This window comes from Streptomyces sp. NPDC004134, assembly GCF_042874195.1.
GTDB lineage: Bacteria > Actinomycetota > Actinomycetes > Streptomycetales > Streptomycetaceae > Streptomyces.
Genome location: NZ_JBIAMS010000001.1, coordinates 461,216 through 485,584 on the forward strand (window position 1 = coordinate 461,216; position 24,369 = coordinate 485,584).

Here is a 24,369-nt window from a genome sequence, read left to right on the forward strand (position 1 = left end):
GTTCCCCCCCTCGAATGGACACCTACGTGCAGTATCCACCGACGAGCGGTACGCAGCCACGGCGTGCCGGAAGCCGGGAGCCGAACACAAAAGCAAGCGGCCGCACGCGAACACGCATGCAGCGGCGCTCCTCCCCCGCGCTCCCGGCGGTCCCCCGCCCCTCGGCACACCCGGAACCCGCTACTCGACCGCCGGCGGACCCGCCTCCACCCGACGCAGCACCGCGGACAGACTGTCCAGACCGGGGCCGGTCTGAACCTGGCGCTCGTCCCACCACGTGGCGCCCTCGTCCCTCAGGGGGCCGACGATGTCCTTGGCCTTGGCCCCGTCCGGCGGCGTGGCACCACCGAGTACGTACTCGAAGGGCCCTTCGGCCCCGGCCGCCGCGCGGTGTTCGCGCACGTACGCGAAGAGATCCCGCACCTCGGCGGGATCCGGTACGTATCCGTGGCGGGCCGACTCGAACAACGGCACCGCGCCGTCCCACCGCGCTGCCCGGCGCATGGGAGGGCGGCGGGGCCAGAAGCCGCCGATCCACACCGGCGGACGGGGCTGCTGGACGGTTGCGGGCAGGAGGGTCACGTCCCCGGCCTCGTAGTGCCGGCCGTGGTGGGTCACGGACTCACCGGACCAGAAGCGCTGGAGCAGGTCCAGGCCCTCGTCCAGGCGCTCGCCGAGCACCCGCGGCTCGGCGGTGTCGCCGAAGCTGCGGTACTCGTCCTCGATGGGACCGCCCAGGCCGGCGCCGAAGATCACGCGCCCGCCGCTGAGCTGGTCGAGGGTGGCGACCTGGCGCGCGAGTTGCTGCGGGAGGTAGCGGGGGACGGGGGTGAGCAGGGGACCAAGCCGGAGCCGGGAGGTCGCCAGCGCCGCCGCGGTCAGCAGCATCCAGGGGTCGCCGAAAGGACGGCCCAGGTGGCGTCGGTGCAGGACGTGGTCCCAGACGAAGAGCCCGTCCCAGCCGGCCTGTTCGGCGGCTGCCGCGACGGTGGCGACGTTGCGGGGGGCGGCGAAATCACCGAAGTTCGGGATGTTGACGGAGAAGCGCATCCCCGCAGGATGCGCAGCGTACGGCGCGGTGGCAATGACCTGGCCTACGAGTCGGCCGCACGACGGACCGGCGACGAGCGTACGTGCAGTCGTCCCGCTCGTAGACGTGCCGCGTGGCCTGCCGCCCGTCCCGCAGGCCGGACGGGCGGCAGGTCGGAGCCCGCGAAAGGTGCGCGACGCCCATCAGAAAATGACATCAATGCAGGTCGGAATCGAGTCAGCCGGGCCGGAGCCGTAGCCGGTGGTACGTTCTCGGCGAGATTTTCGTGCTCCCGAGGAGATGGCGATTGCCGTGAGCTTCAGCGAAACTCTTCCACTGGCTTTCGTGATGATCGCGGGACCGCAGATCGTCACGTCGTTCTTCCTGGCGACGAGCGGGCGCTGGGCTGCGAATTCCCTTGCTTATGTCCTCGGCGCCGCGATCTCCGTCACCACGACGGTCACGGTCGCCTACTTCGTCGCCAAAAGCGTCAACAACTCGGCCAGCGGGCACAAGGCGACCTTCGACCGCAGCATCGACGGGATCGTGCTCGTACTGATGCTGTTCCTGATCGTGCGCGTATACCTCACCCGCGAAAAGTCCCAGCCGCCGAAGTGGATGGGCAAGCTGCAGGCGGCAGAACCGAAGTTCGCCCTTCTGATGGGCGTCGCCCTCATGGGCGTCTTCCCGACGGACATCGCAAGCTCAGTCGCCGCCGGTTTCCATGTCGAACGCAGCGGCGACCCCTGGTGGCAGTGCCTTCCCTTCGTGGCACTGACCCTGCTGTTCCTGGCGGTGCCCGCGCTGTGCGTCGTGTTCCTCGGGAGACGGGCCCAGGTCGTCCTGCCGAAGATCCGCGACTGGATGAACTCCCACTCCTGGGTCATCAGCGAGATCGTCCTGGTGTTCTTCGCCGCGATCGCGATCAAGGGCCTCATCACAGGCTAGCCAGGCGGCAGACGGTCTCTGACCCCGCACCGGAGTCGGTATCGCCACGATGGACGCCTGTGCCCTCTGCGGCACATCGTCCTCCGGGATGAGGTACGGAAACGCACTGGCGAATACATCAGCCTTCCCGCACAGGCCGCGATCCCCACGTTCCGTTACACCACCTCCCGCAGGACCTCGTCCACCGCCGTGGCGGTCGCGCCGAGGACCTTTTCGGTCTCGGAGTAGTCGACGACGAAGGGGTGGCCGGGCTTCAGGAGGACCTCGTGCATTTCCGCCCAGAAGGGCTCCGAAAGCGCGAGCAAGGAGATCTCCCGTTCGGTCATCTCCGCCAGCCGGGGTTCCGGGGCGCCGGCGAGGGTGGCGAGGCGCGTGGCGAGTTCGCGTAGGGACAGGGTCGCGGTCGGGGCGTGCCAGGCGCGCCCGTACGCGCGCTCCTCGCGGCTTGCCGCGACCAGCGTGCGGGCCGTGTCGCCGATCGCCGAGTAGCTGTGCGGCACGTCGAGCGGTTGCGGTACGAGTACCGGCCTGCCGCCCAGGACCTGTCCCTGCACCATGAGGCTGAACACCGAGTACGCCCCGGCGCCGTAGAACTGCCCCGCGCGCACCTCCGTCACCCGCACCCCCGAGGCAGCCGCCTCCGCGGCCTCCTCCCAGACCCGGGCCCTGGCTCGGCCCTTGGGGCCGGTCGCGGCCAGCGGGAGGTCCGGCGTGAGCGTTCCGGCGACCGGGCCGTACGCGTAGAGGTTGCCGAGCATGACGTACGCCGCCCCCGTCCGCCGCACCGCGCCCAGCAGCGACGCCGACAGGGCCGGGAACTGCTCCGGCCAGAGGTGGTACGGCGGGGCGGCGGTGGTGAACAGCGTGTCCGCGCCCTCCGTCAGACCGGTGAGCCGGTCGGTGTCGGTCGCGTCCGCGGCGATCCGCTCGACGAGCGGGTGCTCGGGACCGCCGCCGGTCCGGCTGATCATCCGTACCCGCTCGCCGTCCCCGGCCAGCAGCAGCGCGGTCTTCGTGGCGGTGGCTCCGCGCCCCACGATCACATGAGTTTTCATACGGACGACGGTGCCGCCCCGCGGGCTCGTACGATACTGGCTGGAATGCCAAGTGTCCGGAGGATCAGGCCATGCACCGCATCGCCGTCGTCGCCGTGCAGCCCGTGCTGAGCTTCGATGTCTCGATCCCGCTGATGATCTTCAACAGCGTTCCGCAGTACGAGGTGCGCGTCTGCGCGGTACGCCCCGGGCCGATGCCGACCGTCGGCGGGCCCGACATCGTCGTGCCGTACGGCCTGGAGGGGCCGGCGGGCGCCGACACGGTGATCGCCGTCGGCAGCGGTGGCGCGGAGGCGCCCGCGGAGGTCCTGGACGCGCTGCGGACCGCGGCGGCCGGCGGCGTACGTATCGCGTCGCTGTGCACGGGGGCGTTCGTACTCGCCCAGGCCGGTCTGCTCGACGGGCGCCGCGCGACCACCCATTGGGGGCTCGCCGACGATCTCGCCGCCCGCTTTCCGGCCGTCGACGTACAGCCCGACCGCCTGTTCGTCGAGGACGGCGGCATCTACACCTCGGCGGGCGCGGCCGCCGCGATCGATCTCTGCCTGCACCTGGTCAGGGTCGACTACGGCGCGTCGGTCGCGAACACGGTCGCGCGGCTCGCGGTCGTCCCTCCCGTACGGCCCGGCGGCCAGTCCCAGTTCATCGAGACCCCGCTGCCGCCGGAACGCGGCACTTCGCTCGCCCCCACGCGCGCGTGGGCGCTCGAACGCCTCGATCTCCCGCTCACGCTCGCGGATCTGGCCCGCCACGCGGGCACCAGCGTGCGCACGCTGACCCGCCGCTTCCGCGCGGAGACGGGGCTGAGCCCGCTGCAGTGGCTGCTCCAGCGACGCATCCACCGGGCGCGGGAGCTGCTGGAGACGACCGGGCTGCCGATGGATCTGGTGGCGGAGAAGAGCGGACTGGGCAGCTCGGACTCGCTGCGCAAGCACATGGCGGCGCAGGTCGGGGTCACACCCACGGCGTACCGCGCGAGCTTCAACCGGGCCCGCACGGGCATCCGCTGAGGCCGCCCGCCGTGCGGGGGCTGGGGCGGGTGGGGGGCCGCGGTCAGGAGCCGGCCGCGCCGGGGAGGGTCTGCCGCTCGCCGGGGAGGGTCTGCCGCTCGCCGGGGGCCGCGTCCAGCAGCGCTTGGCGGCAGAGCCTGTCCGCGACACGCGTCGTCTCGGGGAGCCGATACCGCCGCGCCAGCCGGAGCGTGAGCGCACAGGCGTCGTCCACGTCGACCAGGTGGCCGGCGGACACGTACACGGGCTTCACCCCGGCCTGCGTACGAAGCGCGCGCCCCACCGCCTCCGTACCGTCCAGAAGCGGCGTCGACGCACCCCGCTCGGCTCCCGGCACCTCGCACCGGAAATACAGCGGATTCTTCGCCACCCCGAACGACGGAATCCCCGTCAGCACCCCCAGGTGACTCGCCAGACCTACGCGACGGGGATGAGCAATGCCGTAGCCGTCGCACACGAACACATCGGGCGGATCACCGAGTTTGCGCAGCGCCGCGGCGACAGCGGGAATCTCCCGAAAGGCCAGCAGGCCGGAGACATACGGGAACTCGATCCGCGAAACGGCGGTCACGGAATCCAGGATGTCCAGACTCGCCACCTCCAGCACGACGACCGCCGCCGCGCACACCCCCGACTCGTCGTCGTACGCCACGTCGACCCCGGCCGCCGTACGCCACTGCGCTACGTCCTGCGCCGACTCGACCCGTACGAGCCCCCGCAACCGCTCCTGCTCCGCCACCGCCTCCTCGACGGTCCGCGGATGGCGAAGCCCGCCGGCCAGTTCCACGCACACCCCTTTGCGGTTCTCCGGCGGTCGCACGGTCACCGGCCGGAGTCACACCTGCCGGGCCTGGTCCTCAGTGACGTGGACGACCACCCCGAACGGGCCACGCTACCCGCCCTTCCCTGACCGGAGGCCACCCCCGCACCGCCCCCGCGGCACCTCTGCCGCCCCGTCCGGCCCGGCGCCGCACAACGCGCCGCCTCCCGGGCCCGCCCCCGCCGCCCTCCGCACCGCCCGGTCGCCCTCCCCGCCGCCCGGGCCGGCCAGGTGGCCGCAGGAAGAGAAGCCAGCGCCCCCGCCTCGTCCCGCAGCGCCTGCCGCTCGGCCCCGGCGCCGACGTCGGCGCCGGGAACGCGGGCGACGCGAGTGACCCGGGTGGCAGAGGACTCGGCCGCGGACGCGGGGAATGGCAATGCGGCCAAGATACCCACCACGAACAACGCGGCCAGAACCTCTCGCAAAAACCTCACGGCTGGCACGGTTCCACCAACTCCCGGGTAGAGCGACGATGCGCAAGGAGACTCGACGTTATAGGAGCCCCGACGGCACGCACCACCCCACAATCACGGCCGTTGACAATAGCCGCGTGTGGAATTCCATTCGGCACTGCGAATTCGGCTACGTGCCCGAACGAGCAGGCGCGAACGTCAGCGGACGACGGACTGGATCTCGTCGACTTCCACCTCGGTGGTCGTACCGAAGGAGCCGTCGGGGAGGTCGCCACCCGTGTCGCCCGAGCCCGTCCATTCGATGGACCACGTGATCGTCGCCCGGAGCGGGTAGGTCTCGCCGTCCGGCGTGGCACGCAGGTACGTCAGCCCGCACGGCGGGGTCTCCTCCGCCGACCCGGCGGTGTACGGGGTGCCGATGGAGCCGTCGTCATCGATGGGGCAGGTGCCCGAGGAGGGGTGCAACTCGGCGTCGCCGGTGCCGGGTTCGAGGGTGAGCGACACCGGGGTGGCGGTGGTTCTGGCCCATATATCGAGCACCGGCACCCGGGCGGTGACCGCGACGGGCTCGAAGGTGGCGGCGTCAAGCCAGGCCCAGGTGGGGAGGTTCACCTTCTGCGCGTTCTCGGCGTCGGGCTTGAGGCTGATCTCCGTATCCGGCACCCGGATACGGTTGTACGCGATCTCGGAGAGGATCTGCGGCGTCACGGCGTCCTGGTACTCCGCCGGCGGCGGATCGCCCTTGTCCAGCCAGAACGGCCCGTCGTCGCAGTCCAGGGCGCCGGGGACACCCGCGCCGCCGTCCGGCACGTAGCCGTCCCACCAGTAGCCGTCGTCGGACTTCGCCATGTTGAAGTCCTCGTACGTGCCGGGCTTGTCGCCGCCCTGGGAGTACTTCGCGCGCTGCTCAGCGTCCCACTGGTAGCCGGTGGACTCCAGGGACCAGATGTGCTCCATCTCTTGCTTCAGTTGCTTGGGCGTATAGAGCGGCGCGTACCAGCAGGGCGGCGGCGACCAGTCCCCCACAGGCGCCAACGCCCCGGCTCCCCCGGAACCGCCCCCACCCCCGCCCCCGTTCTCGGACTCATCGAACACCACCCCACCGGCCTCAGCGTTCAGGTTCTGCCCCTCGGCACCGCCGCCCGGGCCGCTCGGTGGCTCTTCCACGTTGCCGGTGCCATTGCCGATCTCCCCTTCCGCGTGCGCCACGAAACTACTGCTCGTGACAGCGGTGACAAGTAACGCCACGGCTAACGTCCTGCGCGCGAATTTCAGGGCTGACATGATGAAGCCCCCTGTGTGGATACGTCCGTCATCGTGACCCACGTGCCCTGCTCGTCCTTCCGAAGCGTGGCACCGTGACTGAAGTAGCTGTTCTTCGTGACCGGGGTCTTGTTGACTTCGCCGGTCTTCAGATACTTGTCGAACGCTTTGCTCTGGTCTTCGCAATAGACCAGTGTGGCAGTGCCATCGTCCCTCATCGTCACGGTCGGCTGGTACAACCGGATCGTTCCGGTGAGGCGCGCCTCCTCATCCACATACGCCTTCACGTACTCCTCTGTGGCAGCGGCAGCCTCCCCCTCCGAGTAGAAGCGGAACGCCTCGTGCGTCGGATCCTGTTCGGCGAGAGCCATCTCGATCGCCGCGATGCGCTGCTCCGTGTCTCGCAGTATCGCGTCCTCGGCTGCAGTGCCGGTCTCCGACCAGTCGGCAACGACCTGGACGTCCTTCGGGAGCTTGATCTCCGGTCTGCCCGTCGCCTCCTCCTCCGCGCTCGGTGACGGGGTCGTCTCCGGCTTGTCCGCGCCCTGGATCTTGTCGTCCGGCTTGGCGTCGCCGTCCTCCTCGTCGCTGCCGCAGGCGGTCAGCAGCAGGCTCAGGGCGGCGGCGGCCGCCAGTGCGGCGGCGGAAAGGGCGCGGGGGGACACGATCAACTCCCGGTTACGGTGACGATACGTTAGGAAGCCGACGCTATAGGAGTCCCCGCAGCGTTCACCACCCCCGCTTTCGTGGCTGTGGATAACTCCGCTCGTTGACGCATTTCACACCGCCCCCATCAGGCAATTGGAATTCCATTGCCTCTCCCCCAAAGGCACCCTTGCCTGAACAGGCATACTCCCCCCGCCCACGCCAAAGGCCCCGGTCCGCCGCAAGGCGGGCCGGGGCCCCTGGAACGCAGTACCGTCAGGTCACTTGAGGATCTTCGTGACCTGGCCGGCGCCCACCGTCCGGCCACCCTCGCGGATGGCGAACTTCAGGCCCTCCTCCATGGCGATGGGCTGGATCAGCTCCACCTTCATGTCGGTGTTGTCGCCCGGCATGACCATCTCCGTGCCCTCGGGGAGGTGCACGACGCCGGTCACGTCGGTGGTGCGGAAGTAGAACTGCGGGCGGTAGTTGTTGAAGAACGGGGTGTGCCGACCGCCCTCGTCCTTCGACAGGATGTACGCCGTCGCCTCGAACTCGGTGTGCGGGGTGACGGTGCCCGGCTTGATGATGACCTGGCCGCGCTCGACGTCCTCGCGCTTGATGCCGCGGAGGAGGAGGCCGACGTTCTCACCGGCCTGGCCCTCGTCCAGCAGCTTGCGGAACATCTCGATGCCCGTGACCGTGGTCTTGGTCGTCTCTTCCTTGATGCCGATGATCGCGACTTCCTCGTTCACCTTGAGGATGCCGCGCTCGATGCGGCCGGTGACGACGGTTCCACGACCGGTGATCGTGAAAACGTCCTCGATCGGCATCAGGAACGGCTTGTCGATCTCGCGGACCGGCTCCGGGATGGACTCGTCGACGGCCTTCATCAGGTCGAGGACGGTCTTGCCCCACTCGGCGTCACCCTCCAGCGCCTTCAGCGCGGAGACCTTGACGACCGGGACGTCGTCGCCCGGGAACTCGTACTCGGAGAGAAGCTCACGGACCTCGAGCTCGACGAGCTCCATGATCTCCTCGTCGTCCACCATGTCGGCCTTGTTCAGCGCGACGACGATGTACGGCACGCCGACCTGGCGGGCGAGCAGCACGTGCTCCTTGGTCTGCGGCATCGGGCCGTCGGTGGCGGCGACCACGAGGATCGCGCCGTCCATCTGGGCGGCACCGGTGATCATGTTCTTGATGTAGTCCGCGTGACCGGGGCAGTCGACGTGCGCATAGTGCCGCGACTCGGTCTGGTATTCGACGTGCGCGATGGAGATCGTGATACCGCGCTGCTTCTCTTCCGGAGCCTTGTCGATCTGGTCGAAGGCCGAAGCCTCGTTGATGTCCGGATAAGCGTCGTGCAGCACCTTGGTGATCGCCGCGGTAAGAGTGGTCTTGCCGTGGTCGATGTGACCGATGGTGCCGATGTTGACGTGCGGCTTAGTCCGCTCGAACTTCGCCTTCGCCACTGGGGTCCTCCTGTGGACTGGTGCTGTACGCCCCCCGCCTTCTACGGAGGGGTTCAGGTGGTCGTTCCGGACCGGTCAGGACCCCTAGGGGGATGCCCTTGACCTGTCCGCCTGTGATCGGCAGCCGGGGCACCCGCCGCAGCTCCCGGGGGATCTGCGGCGGAATGACCCGTATGCCGTTTGCTACAGCCTACGGCTTCACTCGCCCTTGGCCTTCGCGATGATCTCCTCGGCGACGTTCTTGGGAACCTCGGCGTAGGAGTCGAACTGCATGGAGTAGCTCGCCCGGCCGGACGTCTTGCTGCGCAAGTCGCCGACGTAGCCGAACATCTCCGACAGCGGGACCAGACCGGTGACCAGCTTGGCACCACTCCGGTCCTCCATGGACTGAATCTGTCCACGGCGCGAGTTGATGTCGCCGATCACGTCGCCCATGTAGTCCTCGGGCGTCGTGACCTCGACCTTCATCATCGGCTCCAGCAGGACCGGAGCGGCCTTGCGGGCGGCCTCCTTGAAGGCCATCGAGCCGGCGATCTTGAAGGCCATCTCGGACGAGTCCACCTCGTGGTAGGCACCGTCCAGCAGGCGCACACGCACGCCCGTCAGCGGGTATCCGGCGAGGATGCCGAATTCCATGGCCTCCTGGCTGCCCGCGTCCACCGAGGGGATGTACTCCTTGGGGATACGGCCGCCGGTGACCTCGTTGACGAACTCGTAGCCGTCGCCCTCCAGCGGTTCGAGCGCGATGATGACGCGCGCGAACTGGCCGGAGCCGCCGGTCTGCTTCTTGTGCGTGTACTCGTGCTTCGCGACCGGCCGGCGCACCGTCTCGCGGTAGGCCACCTGCGGCTTACCGACGTTCGCCTCGACCTTGAACTCGCGCTTCATGCGGTCGACCAGCACGTCCAGGTGCAGTTCGCCCATGCCCGAGATAATGGTCTGGCCGGTCTCCTCGTCCGTCTTGACCCGGAACGACGGGTCCTCCTCGGCGAGGCGCTGGATCGCGACACCCAGCTTCTCCTGGTCGCCCTTGGACTTCGGCTCGATGGCGACCTCGATCACCGGGGCCGGGAAGTCCATGGACTCCAGGATGACCGGATTCGCCGGGTCGCTCAGGGTCTCGCCGGTGGTGGTCTGCTTCAGACCCATGACGGCGACGATGTCGCCGGCACCCACCGAGTCGATCTCTTCGCGCTTGTTGGCGTGCATCCGGTAGATCTTGCCGATGCGCTCCTTGCGGCCCTTGACCGAGTTCTGCACCTGCGAGCCGGAGTTCAGCCGGCCCGAGTAGACCCGGATGAAGGTCAGCTTGCCCAGGTGCGGGTCGCTGGCGATCTTGAAGGCGAGCGCGGAGAGCGGCTCCTCCTCCGAGGGCCGGCGGACGATGACCTCGTCGGGGTCGCCCACGGCGTGGCCCTCGATGGCCTCGACGTCCAGCGGCGACGGCAGGTACCGCACGATCGCGTCGAGCAGGGGCTGTACGCCCTTGTTCTTGAACGCGGTGCCGCAGAACACCGGGGTGACGGTGGTGCCCTCACCCTTGCCGGAGTTGATGGTGATACGGCGCACGGCCGCGTGGAGCTGCTCCTCGGTGGGCTCCTCGCCCTCCAGGTACAGCTCCATCATCTCCTCGTCGTTCTCGGCGACGGCTTCGAGCAGCTTGCCCCGCCACTCGTCGGCCGCCTCGAGGTGCGTCTCGGGGATGTCGACGACGTCGTACGCCTCGCCGAGCTTGGCCTCGGGCGACCAGACGAACGCCTTCATCCGGACCAGGTCGACGACGCCCTTGAAGTCGGCCTCGGTACCGATCGGGAGCTGCATCACCAGCGGGGTCGCGCCCAGCCGGTCGGTGATCATGTCGACGCAGCGGTGGAACTCGGCACCCGTACGGTCCAGCTTGTTGACGAAGCAGATACGCGGGACGCCGTACCGGTCGGCCTGACGCCACACGGTCTCGGACTGCGGCTCGACCCCGGCCACACCGTCGAACACCGTCACCGCACCGTCGAGCACGCGCAGCGAGCGCTCCACCTCGACCGTGAAGTCGACGTGGCCCGGGGTGTCGATGATGTTGATGGTGTGATCGACGTCGTCGAGCGGCCAGTGGCAGGTCGTCGCGGCGGACGTGATCGTGATGCCGCGCTCCTGCTCCTGCGCCATCCAGTCCATCGTGGCTGCGCCGTCGTGGACCTCACCGATCTTGTACGAGACACCGGTGTAGTACAGGATCCGCTCGGTGGTGGTCGTCTTGCCCGCGTCGATGTGCGCCATGATCCCGATGTTGCGGACCTTGGCCAGGTCAAGTGAAGTGGTGGCCATTTTGGCTCAGTCTTCTCTCTCGTAATACGGGGTTCTCGACTACCAGCGGTAGTGCGCGAAGGCCTTGTTGGCGTCGGCCATCTTGTGGGTGTCCTCGCGGCGCTTGACGGAGGCGCCGAGGCCGTTGCTGGCATCCAGCAGCTCGTTCATGAGCCGCTCGGTCATCGTCTTCTCACGGCGGGCGCGGGAGTAACCCACGAGCCAGCGCAGCGCGAGCGTGGCGGACCGGCCGGGCTTGACCTCGACCGGGACCTGGTACGTCGCGCCGCCGACGCGGCGGGACTTGACCTCGATGGCCGGCTTGACGTTCTCCAGGGCGCGCTTCAGCGTGATGACCGGGTCGTTGCCGGTCTTGTCGCGCAGGCCCTCCATGGCGCCGTACACGATGCGCTCGGCGGTGGAGCGCTTGCCGTGCAGCAGCACCTTGTTGATCAGGGAGGTCACCAGAGGAGAGTTGTAGACCGGGTCGATGTGCACCGGTCGCTTCGGGGCGGGGCCCTTACGAGGCATGCTTACTTCTCCTTCTTGGCGCCGTAGCGGCTGCGGGCCTGCTTGCGGTTCTTGACACCCTGGGTGTCGAGGGAACCGCGGATGATCTTGTAGCGAACGCCCGGCAGGTCCTTCACACGGCCACCGCGCACGAGCACGATCGAGTGCTCCTGCAGGTTGTGCCCCTCACCCGGGATGTAAGCGGTGACCTCGATCCCGCTGGTCAGACGCACACGCGCGACCTTACGCAGGGCCGAGTTCGGCTTCTTGGGGGTGGTGGTGAACACACGCGTGCACACGCCACGGCGCTGGGGCGAACCCTCGAGCGCGGGCGTCTTGTTCTTCTCGACCTTGTCCTGCCGGCCCTTGCGGACCAGCTGCTGGATCGTAGGCACCGTTTCTCCGGTTTCTGTGTGCCGATCTCGATACTTCTAACCTGGGGTTTTGTCCGTGAAGACCGGCCGGCCCCCGACCCACGCGGTCGGGTGTGTCGCAAGCCCCGTACGACCCCGCCAGTCTCACGGGGAAGTGCAGCTCTTCGGTGTCACAGCCTCGGCGCCTTCGCGGGAGCGCCCCCGCGCACGCGAAGACCCGGGGACACCCCAGGCACAAGGTCAGAGGGTACCTACAGCCACCCGCTCCGGTCAAAACAAAGAGACATAAGGGACTGTGGCCCTGGGTACAGTTATCCCCCGCTGCCGGCCGCAGCGGCCACGACGAGGGCGATGAAGACCGCGAAGCTGAGCGTCAGATAGCCGATGACCAGGCCCGCGAGCGCCAGCCCGTCGCCCTGCTCGCCGGTCCTGCGGATCTCGGCACGTGCCTTGTGCCCCAGGATGATCGCCGGGATGAAGGTCACGCCGAGCGTCGTCGGCACCAGCGCTCCGCAGACCATCGCGCCGATCGCCGAGCTGTTCGTGCGCCGCGGGGGCGGCAGGACGGGCACCGGATGGAACGTACGCGGCACCACGGCGGGCATCGTGGGGATGCCGGCGGGGCCCTGCGGCAAGTCGGCGACGAGTGCGTGCAGCTCGCCGTAGGTCTGCGCGTCGTACGCCTGCGCCATGCGCTGCTCGTACTCCGGCTGGGTGAGTCTGCCCTCCGCGAACCCGGCCTTGAGCACGTCGACGGTGCGCTCCCGGTCGGCGTGCGCGGCACGCATGGACGGGGGCCGGCTTGGGTCCCACGGCTGCATGGACACTCAGGAACCTCCCCACCCGCGGTATCCACCGCGTTCCTTCTATTGTGCTCGACGCACGGGACGCCGGGGGAGTTCCGGCGCGGCGCCGCGAAGTTCACCCCGCCACCGCGCGCCCCCGGCACACCACCACGTCGTCCGGTTCGCACGCTGCCCCAGCATGGCCCCGTACCGTACGGGCACCGGCCCCGGGACGCCGCCGGGCGGCCCGTGACTCGCGCGGCCGCCCAGGGGCCCCTGTAACGCCGCAGGGCGGCTCTCCCGGGGGAGAGCCGCCCTGCGGGGCGTGCGGTGACCGCGGCCGTTACTGGTTGTACGGGCCGTAGTCGTAGTCCTCCAGCGGGACCGCCTGGCCGGAGCCGGTGCCGAAGGGCGAGTAGTCGATGTCGTCGTAGCCGACGGTCGAGTACATCGCGGCCTTCGCCTCCTCGGTGGGCTCCACCCGGATGTTGCGGTAGCGGGACAGGCCCGTACCGGCCGGGATCAGCTTGCCGATGATCACGTTCTCCTTGAGGCCGATCAGGGAGTCCGACTTGGCGTTGATCGCCGCGTCGGTCAGCACCCGGGTCGTCTCCTGGAACGACGCCGCCGACAGCCACGACTCGGTGGCCAGCGACGCCTTCGTGATGCCCATGAGCTGCGGCCGGCCGGAGGCGGGCTGGCCGCCCTCGGCCACCACGCGCCGGTTCTCCTGCTCGAACTTCGAGCGCTCGACCAGCTCGCCCGGCAGCAGCTCCGCGTCGCCGGACTCGATGATCGTCACCCGGCGCAGCATCTGCCGGATGATGATCTCGATGTGCTTGTCGTGGATGGACACGCCCTGGCTGTTGTAGACCTTCTGCACCTCGCCGACCAGGTGGACCTGCACGGCCCGCTGGCCGAGGATGCGCAGCACGTCGTGCGGGTTCTCCGTACCGACGGTCAGCTTCTGGCCGACCTCGACGTGGTCGCCCTCGCCGGCGGTGAGACGGGCGCGCTTGGACACGCCGTACGCGACCTCGTCGGAACCGTCGTCGGGGGTGACGACGACCTTCTTGGTCTTCTCCGTCTCCTCGATCCGCACCCGGCCCGCGGCCTCCGAGATCGGCGCCACGCCCTTGGGCGTACGGGCCTCGAAGAGCTCGACGACACGCGGCAGACCCTGGGTGATGTCCTCACCCGCCACACCACCGGTGTGGAAGGTGCGCATCGTGAGCTGGGTGCCGGGCTCGCCGATGGACTGGGCGGCGATGATGCCCACGGCCTCGCCGATGTCGACCAGCTTGCCGGTGGCCAGCGAACGGCCGTAGCACATGGCGCAGGTGCCGACGGCGGACTCGCAGGTGAGCACCGAGCGGGTCTTGACCGTCGCCACGCCGTGGCGGATCAGCTCGTCGATGAGCACGTCGCCCAGGTCGGTGCCGGCCGGGCCGAGCACCTTGCCGTCGACGACGATGTCCTCGGCGAGGCAGCGCGCGTACACCGAGGTCTCGACGTCCTCGGCCTTGCGCAGCACGCCGTCGGCGCCGACCGACGCGATCTCCAGCTTCAGGCCGCGGTCGGTGCCGCAGTCCTCCTCGCGGATGATCACGTCCTGCGAGACGTCCACCAGACGACGGGTCAGGTAACCCGAGTCTGCGGTGCGCAGCGCGGTGTCGGCGAGACCCTTGCGGGCGCCGTGCGTGGAGATGAAGTACTCCAGCACGGACAGGCCCTCGCGGAACGAGGACTTGATCGGCCGCGGGATGGTCTCGTTCTTGGCGTTGGACACCAGGCCGCGCATACCCGCGATCTGGCGCATCTGCATCATGTTTCCGCGCGCACCCGAGTTGACCATCATGAAGATCGGGTTGGTCTTCGGGAAGTTCTCGTTCATGGCCTCGGCGACCTCGTTGGTCGCCTTGGTCCAGATCGCGATGAGTTCCTGGGTGCGCTCGTCCTTGGTGATCAGGCCGCGCTCGTACTGCTTCTGGACCTTCTCGTCCTGGGCCTCGTACCCGGCGATGATCTCCTTCTTCGCCTCCGGCACGACCACGTCCGAGATGGCGATGGTGACGCCGGAGTGGGTGGCCCAGTAGAAGCCCGAGGACTTCAGGTTGTCCAGGGTCTGCGCGACGAGGACCTTCGGGTAGCGCTCGGCGAGGTCGTTGACGATCTCGGAGAGCTGCTTCTTGCCGACGGTGTAGTGGATGAACGGGTAGTCCTCGGGCAGCAGCTCGTTGAAGAGCGCGCGGCCCAGGGTGGTACGGAGCCGGAACGGGTCGCCCGGCTGCCAGTCCGAGTCGGCCGCGGTCTCGCCCTCGGGCACCGGCGGCGTCCAGCCCCGCGGCGGCACGGAGCCGACGGGGAACCGGATGTCGACGTTCGCCTGGAGCGACAGCTCGCCGGCGTCGAAGGCCATGATCGCCTCGGCGACCGAGGCGAACGAGCGGTCCTCGCCCTTCTTCTCACCCTCGATCTCGTCGGTGGTGAGGAAGAACAGCCCGAGCACCATGTCCTGGGTGGGCATGGTCACCGGCCGGCCGTCGGCCGGCTTGAGGATGTTGTTCGAGGACAGCATGAGGATGCGGGCCTCGGCCTGGGCCTCCGCGGAGAGCGGCAGGTGCACGGCCATCTGGTCGCCGTCGAAGTCCGCGTTGAACGCGGTGCAGACGAGCGGGTGGATCTGGATGGCCTTGCCCTCGACGAGCTGCGGCTCGAACGCCTGGATGCCGAGGCGGTGCAGCGTCGGCGCGCGGTTCAGCAGCACCGGGTGCTCGGCGATGACCTCTTCCAGCACGTCGTACACGACCGTGCGGCCGCGCTCGACCATGCGCTTGGCGCTCTTGATGTTCTGCGCGTGGTTCAGGTCCACCAGGCGCTTCATCACGAACGGCTTGAAGAGCTCCAGCGCCATGGCCTTGGGCAGGCCGCACTGGTGCAGCTTGAGCTGCGGGCCGACGACGATGACGGAACGGGCCGAGTAGTCGACGCGCTTGCCGAGCAGGTTCTGCCGGAAGCGGCCCTGCTTGCCCTTGAGCATGTCGGACAGCGACTTGAGCGGGCGGTTGCCGGGCCCGGTCACCGGCCGGCCGCGGCGGCCGTTGTCGAACAGCGCGTCGACGGCCTCCTGCAGCATGCGCTTCTCGTTGTTGACGATGATCTCGGGCGCGCCGAGGTCGAGCAGCCGCTTCAGCCGGTTGTTGCGGTTGATGACGCGGCGGTACAGGTCGTTCAGGTCGGAGGTCGCGAAGCGGCCACCGTCGAGCTGCACCATCGGACGCAGGTCCGGCGGGATCACCGGGACGCAGTCCAGCACCATGCCGTTGGGGCTGTTGCGGGTGTGCTGGAACGCGGAGACGACCTTCAGCCGCTTCAGGGCGCGGGTCTTCTTCTGGCCCTTGCCGGTACGGATGATCTCGCGGAGCTTCTCCGCCTCCTCGTCCAGGTCGAAGGACTCCAGGCGCTTCTGCAGCGCCGCGGCGCCCATGCCGCCCTGGAAGTACGTGCCGAAGCGGTCGCGCAGCTCGCGGTAGAGCAGCTCGTCGCCCTCCAGGTCCTGGACCTTGAGGTTCTTGAAGCGGTTCCACACCTCGTCCAGGCGGTCCAGCTCGCGCTGGGCCCGGTCGCGGAGCTGCTTCATCTCGCGCTCGCCGCCCTCGCGCACCTTGCGGCGCACGTCGGCCTTGGCGCCCTCGGCCTCCAGCTCGGCCAGGTCGGCTTCCTGCTTCTTGGCGCGGGCCTCCAGGTCGCCGTCGCGGCGCTGCTCGATCTGCTGGCGCTCGACGGAGATCTGCGCCTCCAGCGACGACAGGTCGCGCTGGCGGCGCTCGTCGTCCACCCACGTGATCATGTAGGCGGCGAAGTAGATGACCTTCTCCAGGTCCTTCGGCGCCAGGTCGAGCAGGTAGCCGAGGCGCGAGGGAACGCCCTTGAAGTACCAGATGTGCGTGACGGGCGCGGCCAGCTCGATGTGGCCCATCCGCTCACGGCGCACCTTGGCGCGGGTCACCTCGACGCCGCAGCGCTCACAGATGATGCCCTTGAAGCGGACGCGCTTGTACTTGCCGCAGTAGCACTCCCAGTCCCGGGTGGGGCCGAAGATCTTCTCGCAGAAGAGGCCGTCCTTCTCGGGCTTGAGGGTGCGGTAGTTGATGGTCTCGGGCTTCTTGACCTCGCCGTGCGACCAGGTCCGGATGTCGTCCGCGGTCGCCAGGCCGATCCGCAGCTCGTCGAAGAAGTTGACGTCGAGCACTCTCGTCAATCCCTCTCAGGGTCGTGTGTCAATGGTCTGATCGCGGGTCGCGGGGAGGGGGTGCCTCCCGGGCCCGCTAGGGCCGAGGGGGTGGCGGGAGCTTCGAAGGAAGCCCCCGCCGGACCCGTCAGACCTCTTCGACGCTGCTCGGCTCGCGCCGGGACAGGTCGATGCCAAGCTCTTCCGCGGCACGGAAGACGTCCTCGTCCGTGTCGCGCATCTCGATGGACATGCCGTCGGAGGAGAGCACCTCCACGTTCAGGCACAGGGACTGCATCTCCTTGATGAGCACCTTGAAGGACTCGGGGATGCCCGGCTCGGGGATGTTCTCGCCCTTGACGATGGCCTCGTAGACCTTCACGCGGCCGGTCACGTCGTCCGACTTGATGGTGAGCAGTTCCTGCAGCGCGTAGGCGGCGCCGTACGCCTCCAGGGCCCACACCTCCATCTCGCCGAACCGCTGGCCGCCGAACTGCGCCTTACCGCCCAGCGGCTGCTGGGTGATCATCGAGTACGGGCCGGTGGACCGGGCGTGGAGCTTGTCGTCCACGAGGTGGTGCAGCTTGAGGATGTACATGTAGCCGACGGAGATCGGCTCCGGGAACGGCTCGCCGGAGCGGCCGTCGAAGAGCTGCGCCTTGCCGGACGGCTGCACCATGCGGTCGCCGTCGCGGTTGGGCAGCGTGTTCTGGATCAGGCCGGCCAGCTCGTCCTCACGGGCGCCGTCGAAGACCGGCGTCGCCACGTTCGTACCGGACGCGACCTGGTCGGCGCCGATGCCCTGCAGGCGCTCGGCCCACTCCTCCTTGATGCCGGAGACGTCCCAGCCCTGGGCGGCGAGCCAGCCCAGGTGGATCTCCAGCACCTGACCCGGGTTCATCCGGGAGGGCACGCCGAGCGGGTTGAGGATGATGTCGACCGGGTGGCCGTCCTCCATGAACGGCATGTCCTCGATCGGCAGGATCTTGGCGATGACGCCCTTGTTGCCGTGCCGGCCGGCGAGCTTGTCGCCGTCGGTGATCTTGCGCTTCTGGGCGACGTAGACCCGGACGAGCTGGTTCACGCCGGGCGGCAGTTCGTCGCCCTCCTCGCGGTCGAAGACGCGGACGCCGATGACGCGGCCGGTCTCGCCGTGCGGGACCTTCAGGGACGTGTCACGGACCTCGCGGGCCTTCTCGCCGAAGATCGCGCGCAGCAGCCGCTCCTCCGGGGTCAGCTCCGTCTCGCCCTTGGGCGTGACCTTGCCGACCAGGATGTCGCCGGCGACGACCTCGGCGCCGATGCGGATGATGCCGCGCTCGTCGAGGTCGGCGAGGACCTCCTCGGAGACGTTCGGGATGTCCCGGGTGATCTCCTCGGGGCCCAGCTTGGTGTCGCGGGCGTCGACCTCGTGCTCCTCGATGTGGATCGAGGACAGGACGTCGTCCTGCACGAGGCGCTGGCTGAGGATGATGGCGTCCTCGTAGTTGTGGCCCTCCCACGGCATGAACGCCACCAGGAGGTTCTTGCCGAGCGCCATCTCGCCCTCGTCGGTCGAGGGGCCGTCGGCGAGCACCTGGCCCTCGATGACGCGGGAGCCCTCGTCCACGAGCACCTTCTGGTTGAAGGAGGTGCCCTGGTTGGAGCGGTGGAACTTGTTGACGCGGTACGTGGTGTACGTGCCGTCGTCGTTGGCGACGGTGACGTAGTCCGCGGAGACCTCCTGGACCACGCCGTCCTTCTCGGCCTTGATGACGTCGCCGGCGTCGACCGCGCAGCGGTACTCCATGCCGGTGCCGACGAGCGGGGCCTCGGCCCGGATCAGCGGCACGGCCTGGCGCATCATGTTGGAGCCCATGAGCGCGCGGTTGGCGTCGTCGTGCTCGAGGAACGGGATCATCGCGGTCGCGACCGACACCATCTGGCGCGGCGAGACGTCCATGTAATCGACGTCGTCGCCGGGGATGTAGTCGACCTCGCCGCCGCGGCGGCGGACCAGGACCCGGTTCTCGGCGAAGTGCAGGTCGTTCGTCAGCGGCGCGTTGGCCTGCGCGATGACGAAGCGGTCTTCCTCGTCGGCCGTCAGGTAGTCCACGTCGTCGGTGACGACGCCGCCGACGACCTTGCGGTACGGGGTCTCGATGAAGCCGAAGGCGTTGACCCGGCCGTACGAGGCGAGCGAGCCGATGAGGCCGATGTTCGGGCCTTCCGGCGTCTCGATCGGACACATGCGGCCGTAGTGCGACGGGTGCACGTCGCGGACCTCGAAGCCGGCCCGCTCACGGGACAGACCGCCGGGGCCCAGCGCGTTGAGCCGGCGCTTGTGGGTGAGCCCGGACAGCGGGTTCGTCTGGTCCATGAACTGCGACAACTGGCTGGTGCCGAAGAACTCCTTGATGGAGGCGACGACCGGCCGGATGTTGATCAGGGTCTGCGGCGTGATCGCCTCGACGTCCTGGGTCGTCATGCGCTCGCGCACGACGCGCTCCATGCGGGCGAGGCCCGTACGCACCTGGTTCTGGATCAGCTCGCCGACGTTGCGGATGCGGCGGTTGCCGAAGTGGTCGATGTCGTCGGTCTCGACGACCACGGACTGGCCGTTGTCCCCGACGGTCTCGACCTCACCGGCGTGCAGCTTCACCAGGTACTTGATCGAGGCGATGATGTCCTCGACCGTCAGCGTGCCGGCGTCGAGCGGCGCGGCGGCGCCCAGCTTCTTGTTGATCTTGTAGCGGCCGACCTTGGCGAGGTCGTAGCGCTTGGGGTTGAAGTACAGGTTCTCCAGCAGCGTCTGCGCGGCCTCCTTGGTCGGCGGCTCGCCCGGACGCAGCTTGCGGTAGATGTCGAGCAGCGCGTCGTCCTGGCCCTGGGTGTGGTCCTTCTCCAGGGTGGCGCGCATGGACTCGTACTCGCCGAACTCCTCGAGGATCTGCTCGTTCGTCCAGCCGAGGGCCTTGAGCAGCACGGTGATCGACTGCTTGCGCTTGCGGTCGATGCGGACACCGACCATGTCGCGCTTGTCGATCTCCATCTCCAGCCAGGCGCCCCGGGAGGGGATGACCTTGACGGAGAAGATGTCCTTGTCGGAGGTCTTGTCGATGGAGGAGTCGAAGTAGACGCCCGGGGACCGGACGAGCTGCGAGACCACGACACGCTCGGTGCCGTTGATCACGAAGGTGCCCTTGTCCGTCATGAGCGGGAAGTCGCCCATGAAGACCGTCTGGGACTTGATCTCCCCGGTCTCGTTGTTGGTGAACTCGGCGGTGACGAAGAGCGGCGCGGCGTAGGTGAAGTCGCGCTCCTTGCACTCGTCGATGGAGTTCTTCGGGGGCTCGAAGCGGTGGTCGCGGAAGGTCAGCGACATCGACCCGGAGAAGTCCTCGATCGGCGAGATCTCCTCGAAGATCTCCTCGAGGCCGGACTTGGTGGGGACGTCCTGTCCATGATCCAGGGCCTCCTCGACACGAGCCTTCCAGGCGTCGTTGCCGAGGAGCCAGTCGAAGCTCTCGGTCTGGAGCGCAAGGAGGTTCGGAACCTCGAGGGGTTCCTTGATCTTCGCGAAAGAGATGCGCAGCGGGGCGGTGCTGGCGCCGTTGTTCGTACTAGCGGTCGAGGCGGTGCGCGAGGCGGCCAAGAGGGGTCCTTCCGAGGGCTCGGACTCACTACGCGCGTACCGGTCCCAAAACCCACACGGGGAGGAGAACGCCCAGGTCAAAGCGTGTCTCTCAAGATCGTACGAGCTCTGGACAGACCCCTGGTGACGGGCAGGGGGCAGTTAACAGGCAGCGCAAAGGGTCAGTGTAGCGACTCGCCACACTGATGTCCAGCGGAGGCTGGAGACCAGCAAATCGTCGATCTCTCCCTGCCTGAGGAGTGCCCGCCCTCGCGTGGGGCCTCCCCTGAAGTTATGCCGAATACCGGATGCCTTCGCGCTTGAAGCCATTCCCACTCAGTCACCGATCCATGCCTCGGAGTACGGACCGATGTGACGACCTGAGATGTGACGACCTGAGAATCGCGCGCCGCTGGCCGTTCGTCAAGGCCCCCCTGCCCCAGGGAGATCATGTCGGCCGCCCCGGCCGGTGAAGATCACCATACCCGCCGGTGCCCGCGGGGCAAGCGCTCCGGCCGGGGGCCCCGGCAACGCAGCGAGGGCGACCACCCGGATGGGTGATCGCCCTCGGTTGCGGCACAGTGGCCGTCAGCCCCGGCGGGCGGGGCTCACAGCGCCCCGACCGGCCGGGACGAGGTCACTTGACCTCGACGGAGGCGCCGGCGCTCTCGAGGGAGTCCTTGGCCTTCTCCGCGGCCTCCTTGTTGACCTTCTCCAGAACCGGCTTCGGCGTACCGTCGACCAGCTCCTTGGCCTCCTTCAGGCCGAGCGAGGTCAGCTCGCGCACGACCTTGATGACCTGGATCTTCTTCTCGCCGGCGCCGAGCAGGACGACGTCGAACTCGTCCTGCTCCGGGGCGGCCTCGGCAGCGGCGGCGCCGCCGCCCGGGGCGGCGACGACGGCGGCCGGGGCGGCAGCCTCGACGTCGAACTTCTCCTCGAACTTCTTGACGAAGTCGGAGAGCTCGAGGAGGGTCATCTCTTCGAACTGCGCGAGCAGGTCTTCCTGGCTGAGCTTCGCCATGGTGGCGGTCCTTCCACTAAGTCGGCTGGTGCCGGTTGTGCTGATGCATCGGTACGGCGGGCGTTCGCGGTGCCCGCTGAGCCCCGGAGAGCGCTTCCGCTACTCCGCGGCGTCGGCGGGAGCCGGCGTACCGGCACCGCCCTGCTCGACCTTGTCGCGCAGCGCGTCCGCGGTGCGGACGAACTTCGTGAGCGGGGCCTGGAAGGTCGCCGCGGCCTTCGCCATGGACGCCTTCATGCCGCCGGCCAGCTTGGCGAGCAGCACCTCGCGGGACTCGAGGTCCGCGAGCTTGTTGATCTCGGCGGCGGTCAGAGCCTTGCCGTCGAGCACACCGCCCTTGATGACGAGGGCGGGGTTGTCCTTGGCGAAGTTACGCAGCCCCTTGGCCGCCTCGACCGGGTCACCGGTCACGAAGGCGACCGCGGTCGAGCCCTGGAGGTGCTCGTCGAGCTGGTCGAGCCCGGCCTCCTTCGCCGCGATCTTGGTCAGCGTGTTCTTCACCACTCGGTACTGCGCGTTCTCGCCGAGAGAACGGCGCAGCTCCTTGAGCTGCGCCACGCTCAGTCCGGTGTACGCGGTCACGACGGCCGCGTTGGAGCCGCGGAGCTTGTCCGCGATCTCCTTGACGGCCTCGACCTTGTCCGGCGTCGCCATGAGCCTCAGCCTCCTTCCGGGTGATGGACCGCCCTTCGGATGCACGAGGCTCTCGCACACACGGCAAACGCCCCGGCGCAGGCGCTCGGGGCGTGACTCGACCGTACGGGCCAGGGCCCGGCGGGAGGTCTTCCTCGTTCACCTGCGCGGGCCGTCCGCGACGTACGCGGAACCTTCGGCCACCGCACTCCCCTGCGGGCGTACGGAGGCGGCCAGCGGTCTTTGGCTACGAGGAGGAAGCGTACGGCAGCGGCCGTCCCGCGGGCAAATCGCCCCCGGGACGGCCGGCCGTACGCGACGTCAAGTCCTGTGCTAGGCGCCGCCCTCGGCGCCCTCCATCTCCTCCGCCATGCCGTCCATGTCCATCGTGTCGGACGCCGGCGGGGCCTTCACCGTGACGGGCTCGTTGTAGCTGAGGAAGGTCATGGTGGTGTCCAGCGGACCCTCCGCCGTCTCGGCCTGCATGCGGAACTGCTTGGTGTGGTCCTCGCCGTCGATCCACATGTCCATGGTGAACTCGTCGACGCCCTGCTCCGCCATGTCGTCGATCTTCTCCTGGCGGTTCTTCTTCGTCTCCGCGTCCTCGCCCTTGAGCTGCTCGCGGAGGTCGTCCAGGGTGATCGTGCCGGTGTAGCGGGTGGTCTGGACGCCCTCGATCTCCTCCTCGCCGACCTTCTTGAGGTCGTCGGCGGCGTTCATCATCTGGGCTTCCTCGGCGGGGTTGTCGTCCGCCTGCTTCAGCTCCAGCAGCGGGTTCTCGCCCCCGCCCGACTCGCCCTCGGACATGCCGATCTTGAGCCAGCTCTTGCCGCCCATCCCGGCGGCGGCCTCGTCGCCGAGGTTCATGTACATGGCGTCGTCGACGAGACGTATCTCCATCTCGCCGCTCTCGTCGGGGGTCGCCCCGTCCACCGTCATCGTCATCTGCATGGCGGGTGGGTCCATGCTGATCGACCCCGTGCCCTCCATGACGCCCTCGCCGGGCACCTCGCCGGCCATCCGGTACTCGAGGGAGGTGAACTCCTCCGTCTTCTCCGTGGCCTTGCGGACGGCGGCCGCGGGCGTGACGTCGACCGGCTGGGCGGCGTTCCCGCCCTTCCCGCCGTCCGCCTTGCCGGCTCCCTCGTCGTCGCCGCAGGCGGTGAAGGCGGTCAGGGCCAGGGCGGCCGCGCCGAGCGCGGCACCGCCCCGTACGAAGGTCGAGCGCATGGTGGTCCTTTCCCTCCGGGCACGCGTGTCCCGGGACATGGAAGGGAACACGCTATCGGATCGGGGAAACCGCGGGCCGCTACTGGATTTCGGTGAAGTCGATGCTCTCCGCCGCGGAGGGCTCCTCGACCTGCACGTCGACGCCGTAGTCCGAGTAGTAGACGGTGGTGCTGAATTCGCCGCCCGTCATCTTCCCGGACTCCTCGCGCTTGATCATCAGGTCGTTCTCGTCCACCCAGATGTCGACGGTCTGCGTGGTGACGCCGGATGCCTCGAGCTGGTCCTCCAGGTCGGAAAGCTGCTGCTCGCTCAGCGTCTTGGAGGACGCGCGGGCCAGGTCGGAGACGTCCACGGTGCCGGAGTAGTGCGTGGTCTGCACGCCGCGCACCTCCTCCTGGCCGACCTCCTCGACGTCCTCGGAGGCCAGCAGGAGCTTCACGGCCTGCCCCGGGGTGCTGTTCTGCATCTGGTCCTTCATGTAGTCCCCGGACGGGCCCATGAACTCCGACAGGTCGTCGTAGTCGTAGCGGATCCACTTCTTGTCCGGGTACTGGGTCTGGAACGCACCCTCGACGCCCGCGTAGTAGGCGTCCGGCAGATAGCGGGCGTCCAGCGTGCCGTCGTCGTCCATCATCTGGATCGAGGAAGCCATCTGGCCGTCGGTGTACTTGACGGTGGCGGTGCCTATCGCGCCGTCGGCCCAGTCGAGTTCGCCCTCGTTCTCGGTGGTCATCGCCTCGCCCATGACCATGGTGCTCTCGAACTTCGACGACTCCGCGCCGGTGGTCTTCTCGTCGATCGCCTTCAGTGCGGCCTGGGCGCCCCGTATCGTCCCGCTGCCGCCGTTGCCGCCGCCGTCGCCGCCCCCGTTGCCGGAACCGCCGTCACCGCCGCCCGAGTCGGACCCGCAGGCCGCCGCGAATGCGAGCAGCAGCGCCGCCCCCAGAGAGACACCTGCGCGCTTCACGGTCGTGTGCATGGGAATCCCCGCCCCCTCGTGGTGGTCGTTCTC

The 24,369-nt window shown here is 68.6% G+C and carries 18 protein-coding genes; 2 read left to right on the forward strand and 16 right to left on the reverse strand.

The features are described from left to right. Positions 1-180: 180 nt before the first annotated feature. Positions 181-1,050, reverse strand: coding sequence for an LLM class flavin-dependent oxidoreductase (locus ACFYVJ_RS02105; RefSeq protein ID WP_388885623.1), 870 nt, complete (start codon positions 1,048-1,050; stop codon positions 181-183). Between the two features lie 292 nt (positions 1,051-1,342). Here ACFYVJ_RS02105 and ACFYVJ_RS02110 point away from each other — a divergent pair, with 292 nt between their 5' ends. Continuing rightward, on the forward strand, positions 1,343-1,978 hold the full coding sequence (locus ACFYVJ_RS02110) for a GAP family protein (RefSeq protein ID WP_388885625.1): 636 nt from the start codon (positions 1,343-1,345) through the stop codon (positions 1,976-1,978). 155 nt (positions 1,979-2,133) lie between these two features. Here ACFYVJ_RS02110 and ACFYVJ_RS02115 read toward each other — a convergent pair whose 3' ends face one another. After that, positions 2,134-3,033 carry an NAD-dependent epimerase/dehydratase family protein gene (locus ACFYVJ_RS02115; RefSeq protein ID WP_388885628.1) on the reverse strand — a complete coding sequence of 300 codons (900 nt, stop codon included), beginning with the start codon at positions 3,031-3,033 and terminating at the stop codon, positions 2,134-2,136. A gap of 71 nt (positions 3,034-3,104) precedes the next feature. Here ACFYVJ_RS02115 and ACFYVJ_RS02120 point away from each other — a divergent pair, with 71 nt between their 5' ends. Next, positions 3,105-4,043: a GlxA family transcriptional regulator gene (locus ACFYVJ_RS02120; RefSeq protein ID WP_388885631.1), complete on the forward strand. Its 939-nt coding sequence runs from the start codon at positions 3,105-3,107 to the stop codon at positions 4,041-4,043. Between the two features lie 43 nt (positions 4,044-4,086). On the opposite strand, the gene ACFYVJ_RS02125 is transcribed toward ACFYVJ_RS02120, so the two are convergent. The 14 genes from ACFYVJ_RS02125 to ACFYVJ_RS02190 form a co-directional block, all read right to left on the reverse strand. Next, the gene (locus ACFYVJ_RS02125) at positions 4,087-4,830 is read right to left on the reverse strand and encodes an endonuclease V (RefSeq protein ID WP_388886138.1); all 744 of its coding nucleotides are present in this window, start codon (positions 4,828-4,830) and stop codon (positions 4,087-4,089) included. 644 nt (positions 4,831-5,474) lie between these two features. Further along, on the reverse strand, positions 5,475-6,560 hold the full coding sequence (locus tag ACFYVJ_RS02130; RefSeq protein WP_388885634.1) for a hypothetical protein: 1,086 nt from the start codon (positions 6,558-6,560) through the stop codon (positions 5,475-5,477). Beyond that, entirely contained in the window at positions 6,548-7,204 is a 657-nt protein-coding gene (locus ACFYVJ_RS02135; RefSeq protein ID WP_388885637.1) for a hypothetical protein, read from the reverse strand. Before ACFYVJ_RS02135 ends, ACFYVJ_RS02130 begins: the two co-directional genes overlap by 13 nt. A 261-nt stretch (positions 7,205-7,465) precedes the next feature. Further along, entirely contained in the window at positions 7,466-8,659 is a 1,194-nt protein-coding gene (tuf, locus tag ACFYVJ_RS02140) for an elongation factor Tu (protein ID WP_347581111.1), read from the reverse strand. 198 nt (positions 8,660-8,857) lie between these two features. Beyond that, a complete protein-coding gene (gene fusA / locus ACFYVJ_RS02145) occupies positions 8,858-10,978 on the reverse strand; it encodes an elongation factor G (RefSeq protein ID WP_388885641.1) in 2,121 nt (706 codons plus the stop codon). A gap of 39 nt (positions 10,979-11,017) precedes the next feature. Beyond that, positions 11,018-11,488: a 30S ribosomal protein S7 gene (gene rpsG, locus ACFYVJ_RS02150; protein ID WP_101422300.1), complete on the reverse strand. Its 471-nt coding sequence runs from the start codon at positions 11,486-11,488 to the stop codon at positions 11,018-11,020. 2 nt (positions 11,489-11,490) lie between these two features. Next, complete coding sequence (gene rpsL / locus ACFYVJ_RS02155; RefSeq protein ID WP_003948652.1) at positions 11,491-11,862, reverse strand: 30S ribosomal protein S12; 372 nt, start codon at positions 11,860-11,862, stop codon at positions 11,491-11,493. Between the two features lie 290 nt (positions 11,863-12,152). Further along, on the reverse strand, positions 12,153-12,629 hold the full coding sequence (locus ACFYVJ_RS02160; protein WP_388885644.1) for a DUF1707 and DUF4190 domain-containing protein: 477 nt from the start codon (positions 12,627-12,629) through the stop codon (positions 12,153-12,155). A gap of 340 nt (positions 12,630-12,969) precedes the next feature. Continuing rightward, the gene (locus ACFYVJ_RS02165) at positions 12,970-16,878 is read right to left on the reverse strand and encodes a DNA-directed RNA polymerase subunit beta' (protein WP_388885647.1); all 3,909 of its coding nucleotides are present in this window, start codon (positions 16,876-16,878) and stop codon (positions 12,970-12,972) included. Between the two features lie 127 nt (positions 16,879-17,005). Beyond that, positions 17,006-20,491 (reverse strand): DNA-directed RNA polymerase subunit beta, encoded by a 3,486-nt coding sequence (gene rpoB, locus ACFYVJ_RS02170; RefSeq protein WP_326797820.1) that lies wholly within the window; start codon positions 20,489-20,491, stop codon positions 17,006-17,008. Between the two features lie 616 nt (positions 20,492-21,107). After that, positions 21,108-21,494 carry a 50S ribosomal protein L7/L12 gene (gene rplL / locus ACFYVJ_RS02175; RefSeq protein ID WP_388885650.1) on the reverse strand — a complete coding sequence of 129 codons (387 nt, stop codon included), beginning with the start codon at positions 21,492-21,494 and terminating at the stop codon, positions 21,108-21,110. 99 nt (positions 21,495-21,593) lie between these two features. Next, the gene (gene rplJ, locus ACFYVJ_RS02180; protein ID WP_388885653.1) at positions 21,594-22,148 is read right to left on the reverse strand and encodes a 50S ribosomal protein L10; all 555 of its coding nucleotides are present in this window, start codon (positions 22,146-22,148) and stop codon (positions 21,594-21,596) included. A gap of 312 nt (positions 22,149-22,460) precedes the next feature. Next, positions 22,461-23,357: a DUF1396 domain-containing protein gene (locus ACFYVJ_RS02185; RefSeq protein ID WP_388885656.1), complete on the reverse strand. Its 897-nt coding sequence runs from the start codon at positions 23,355-23,357 to the stop codon at positions 22,461-22,463. Between the two features lie 79 nt (positions 23,358-23,436). Further along, the gene (locus ACFYVJ_RS02190; protein WP_101426352.1) at positions 23,437-24,336 is read right to left on the reverse strand and encodes a hypothetical protein; all 900 of its coding nucleotides are present in this window, start codon (positions 24,334-24,336) and stop codon (positions 23,437-23,439) included. Positions 24,337-24,369: the final 33 nt, after the last annotated feature.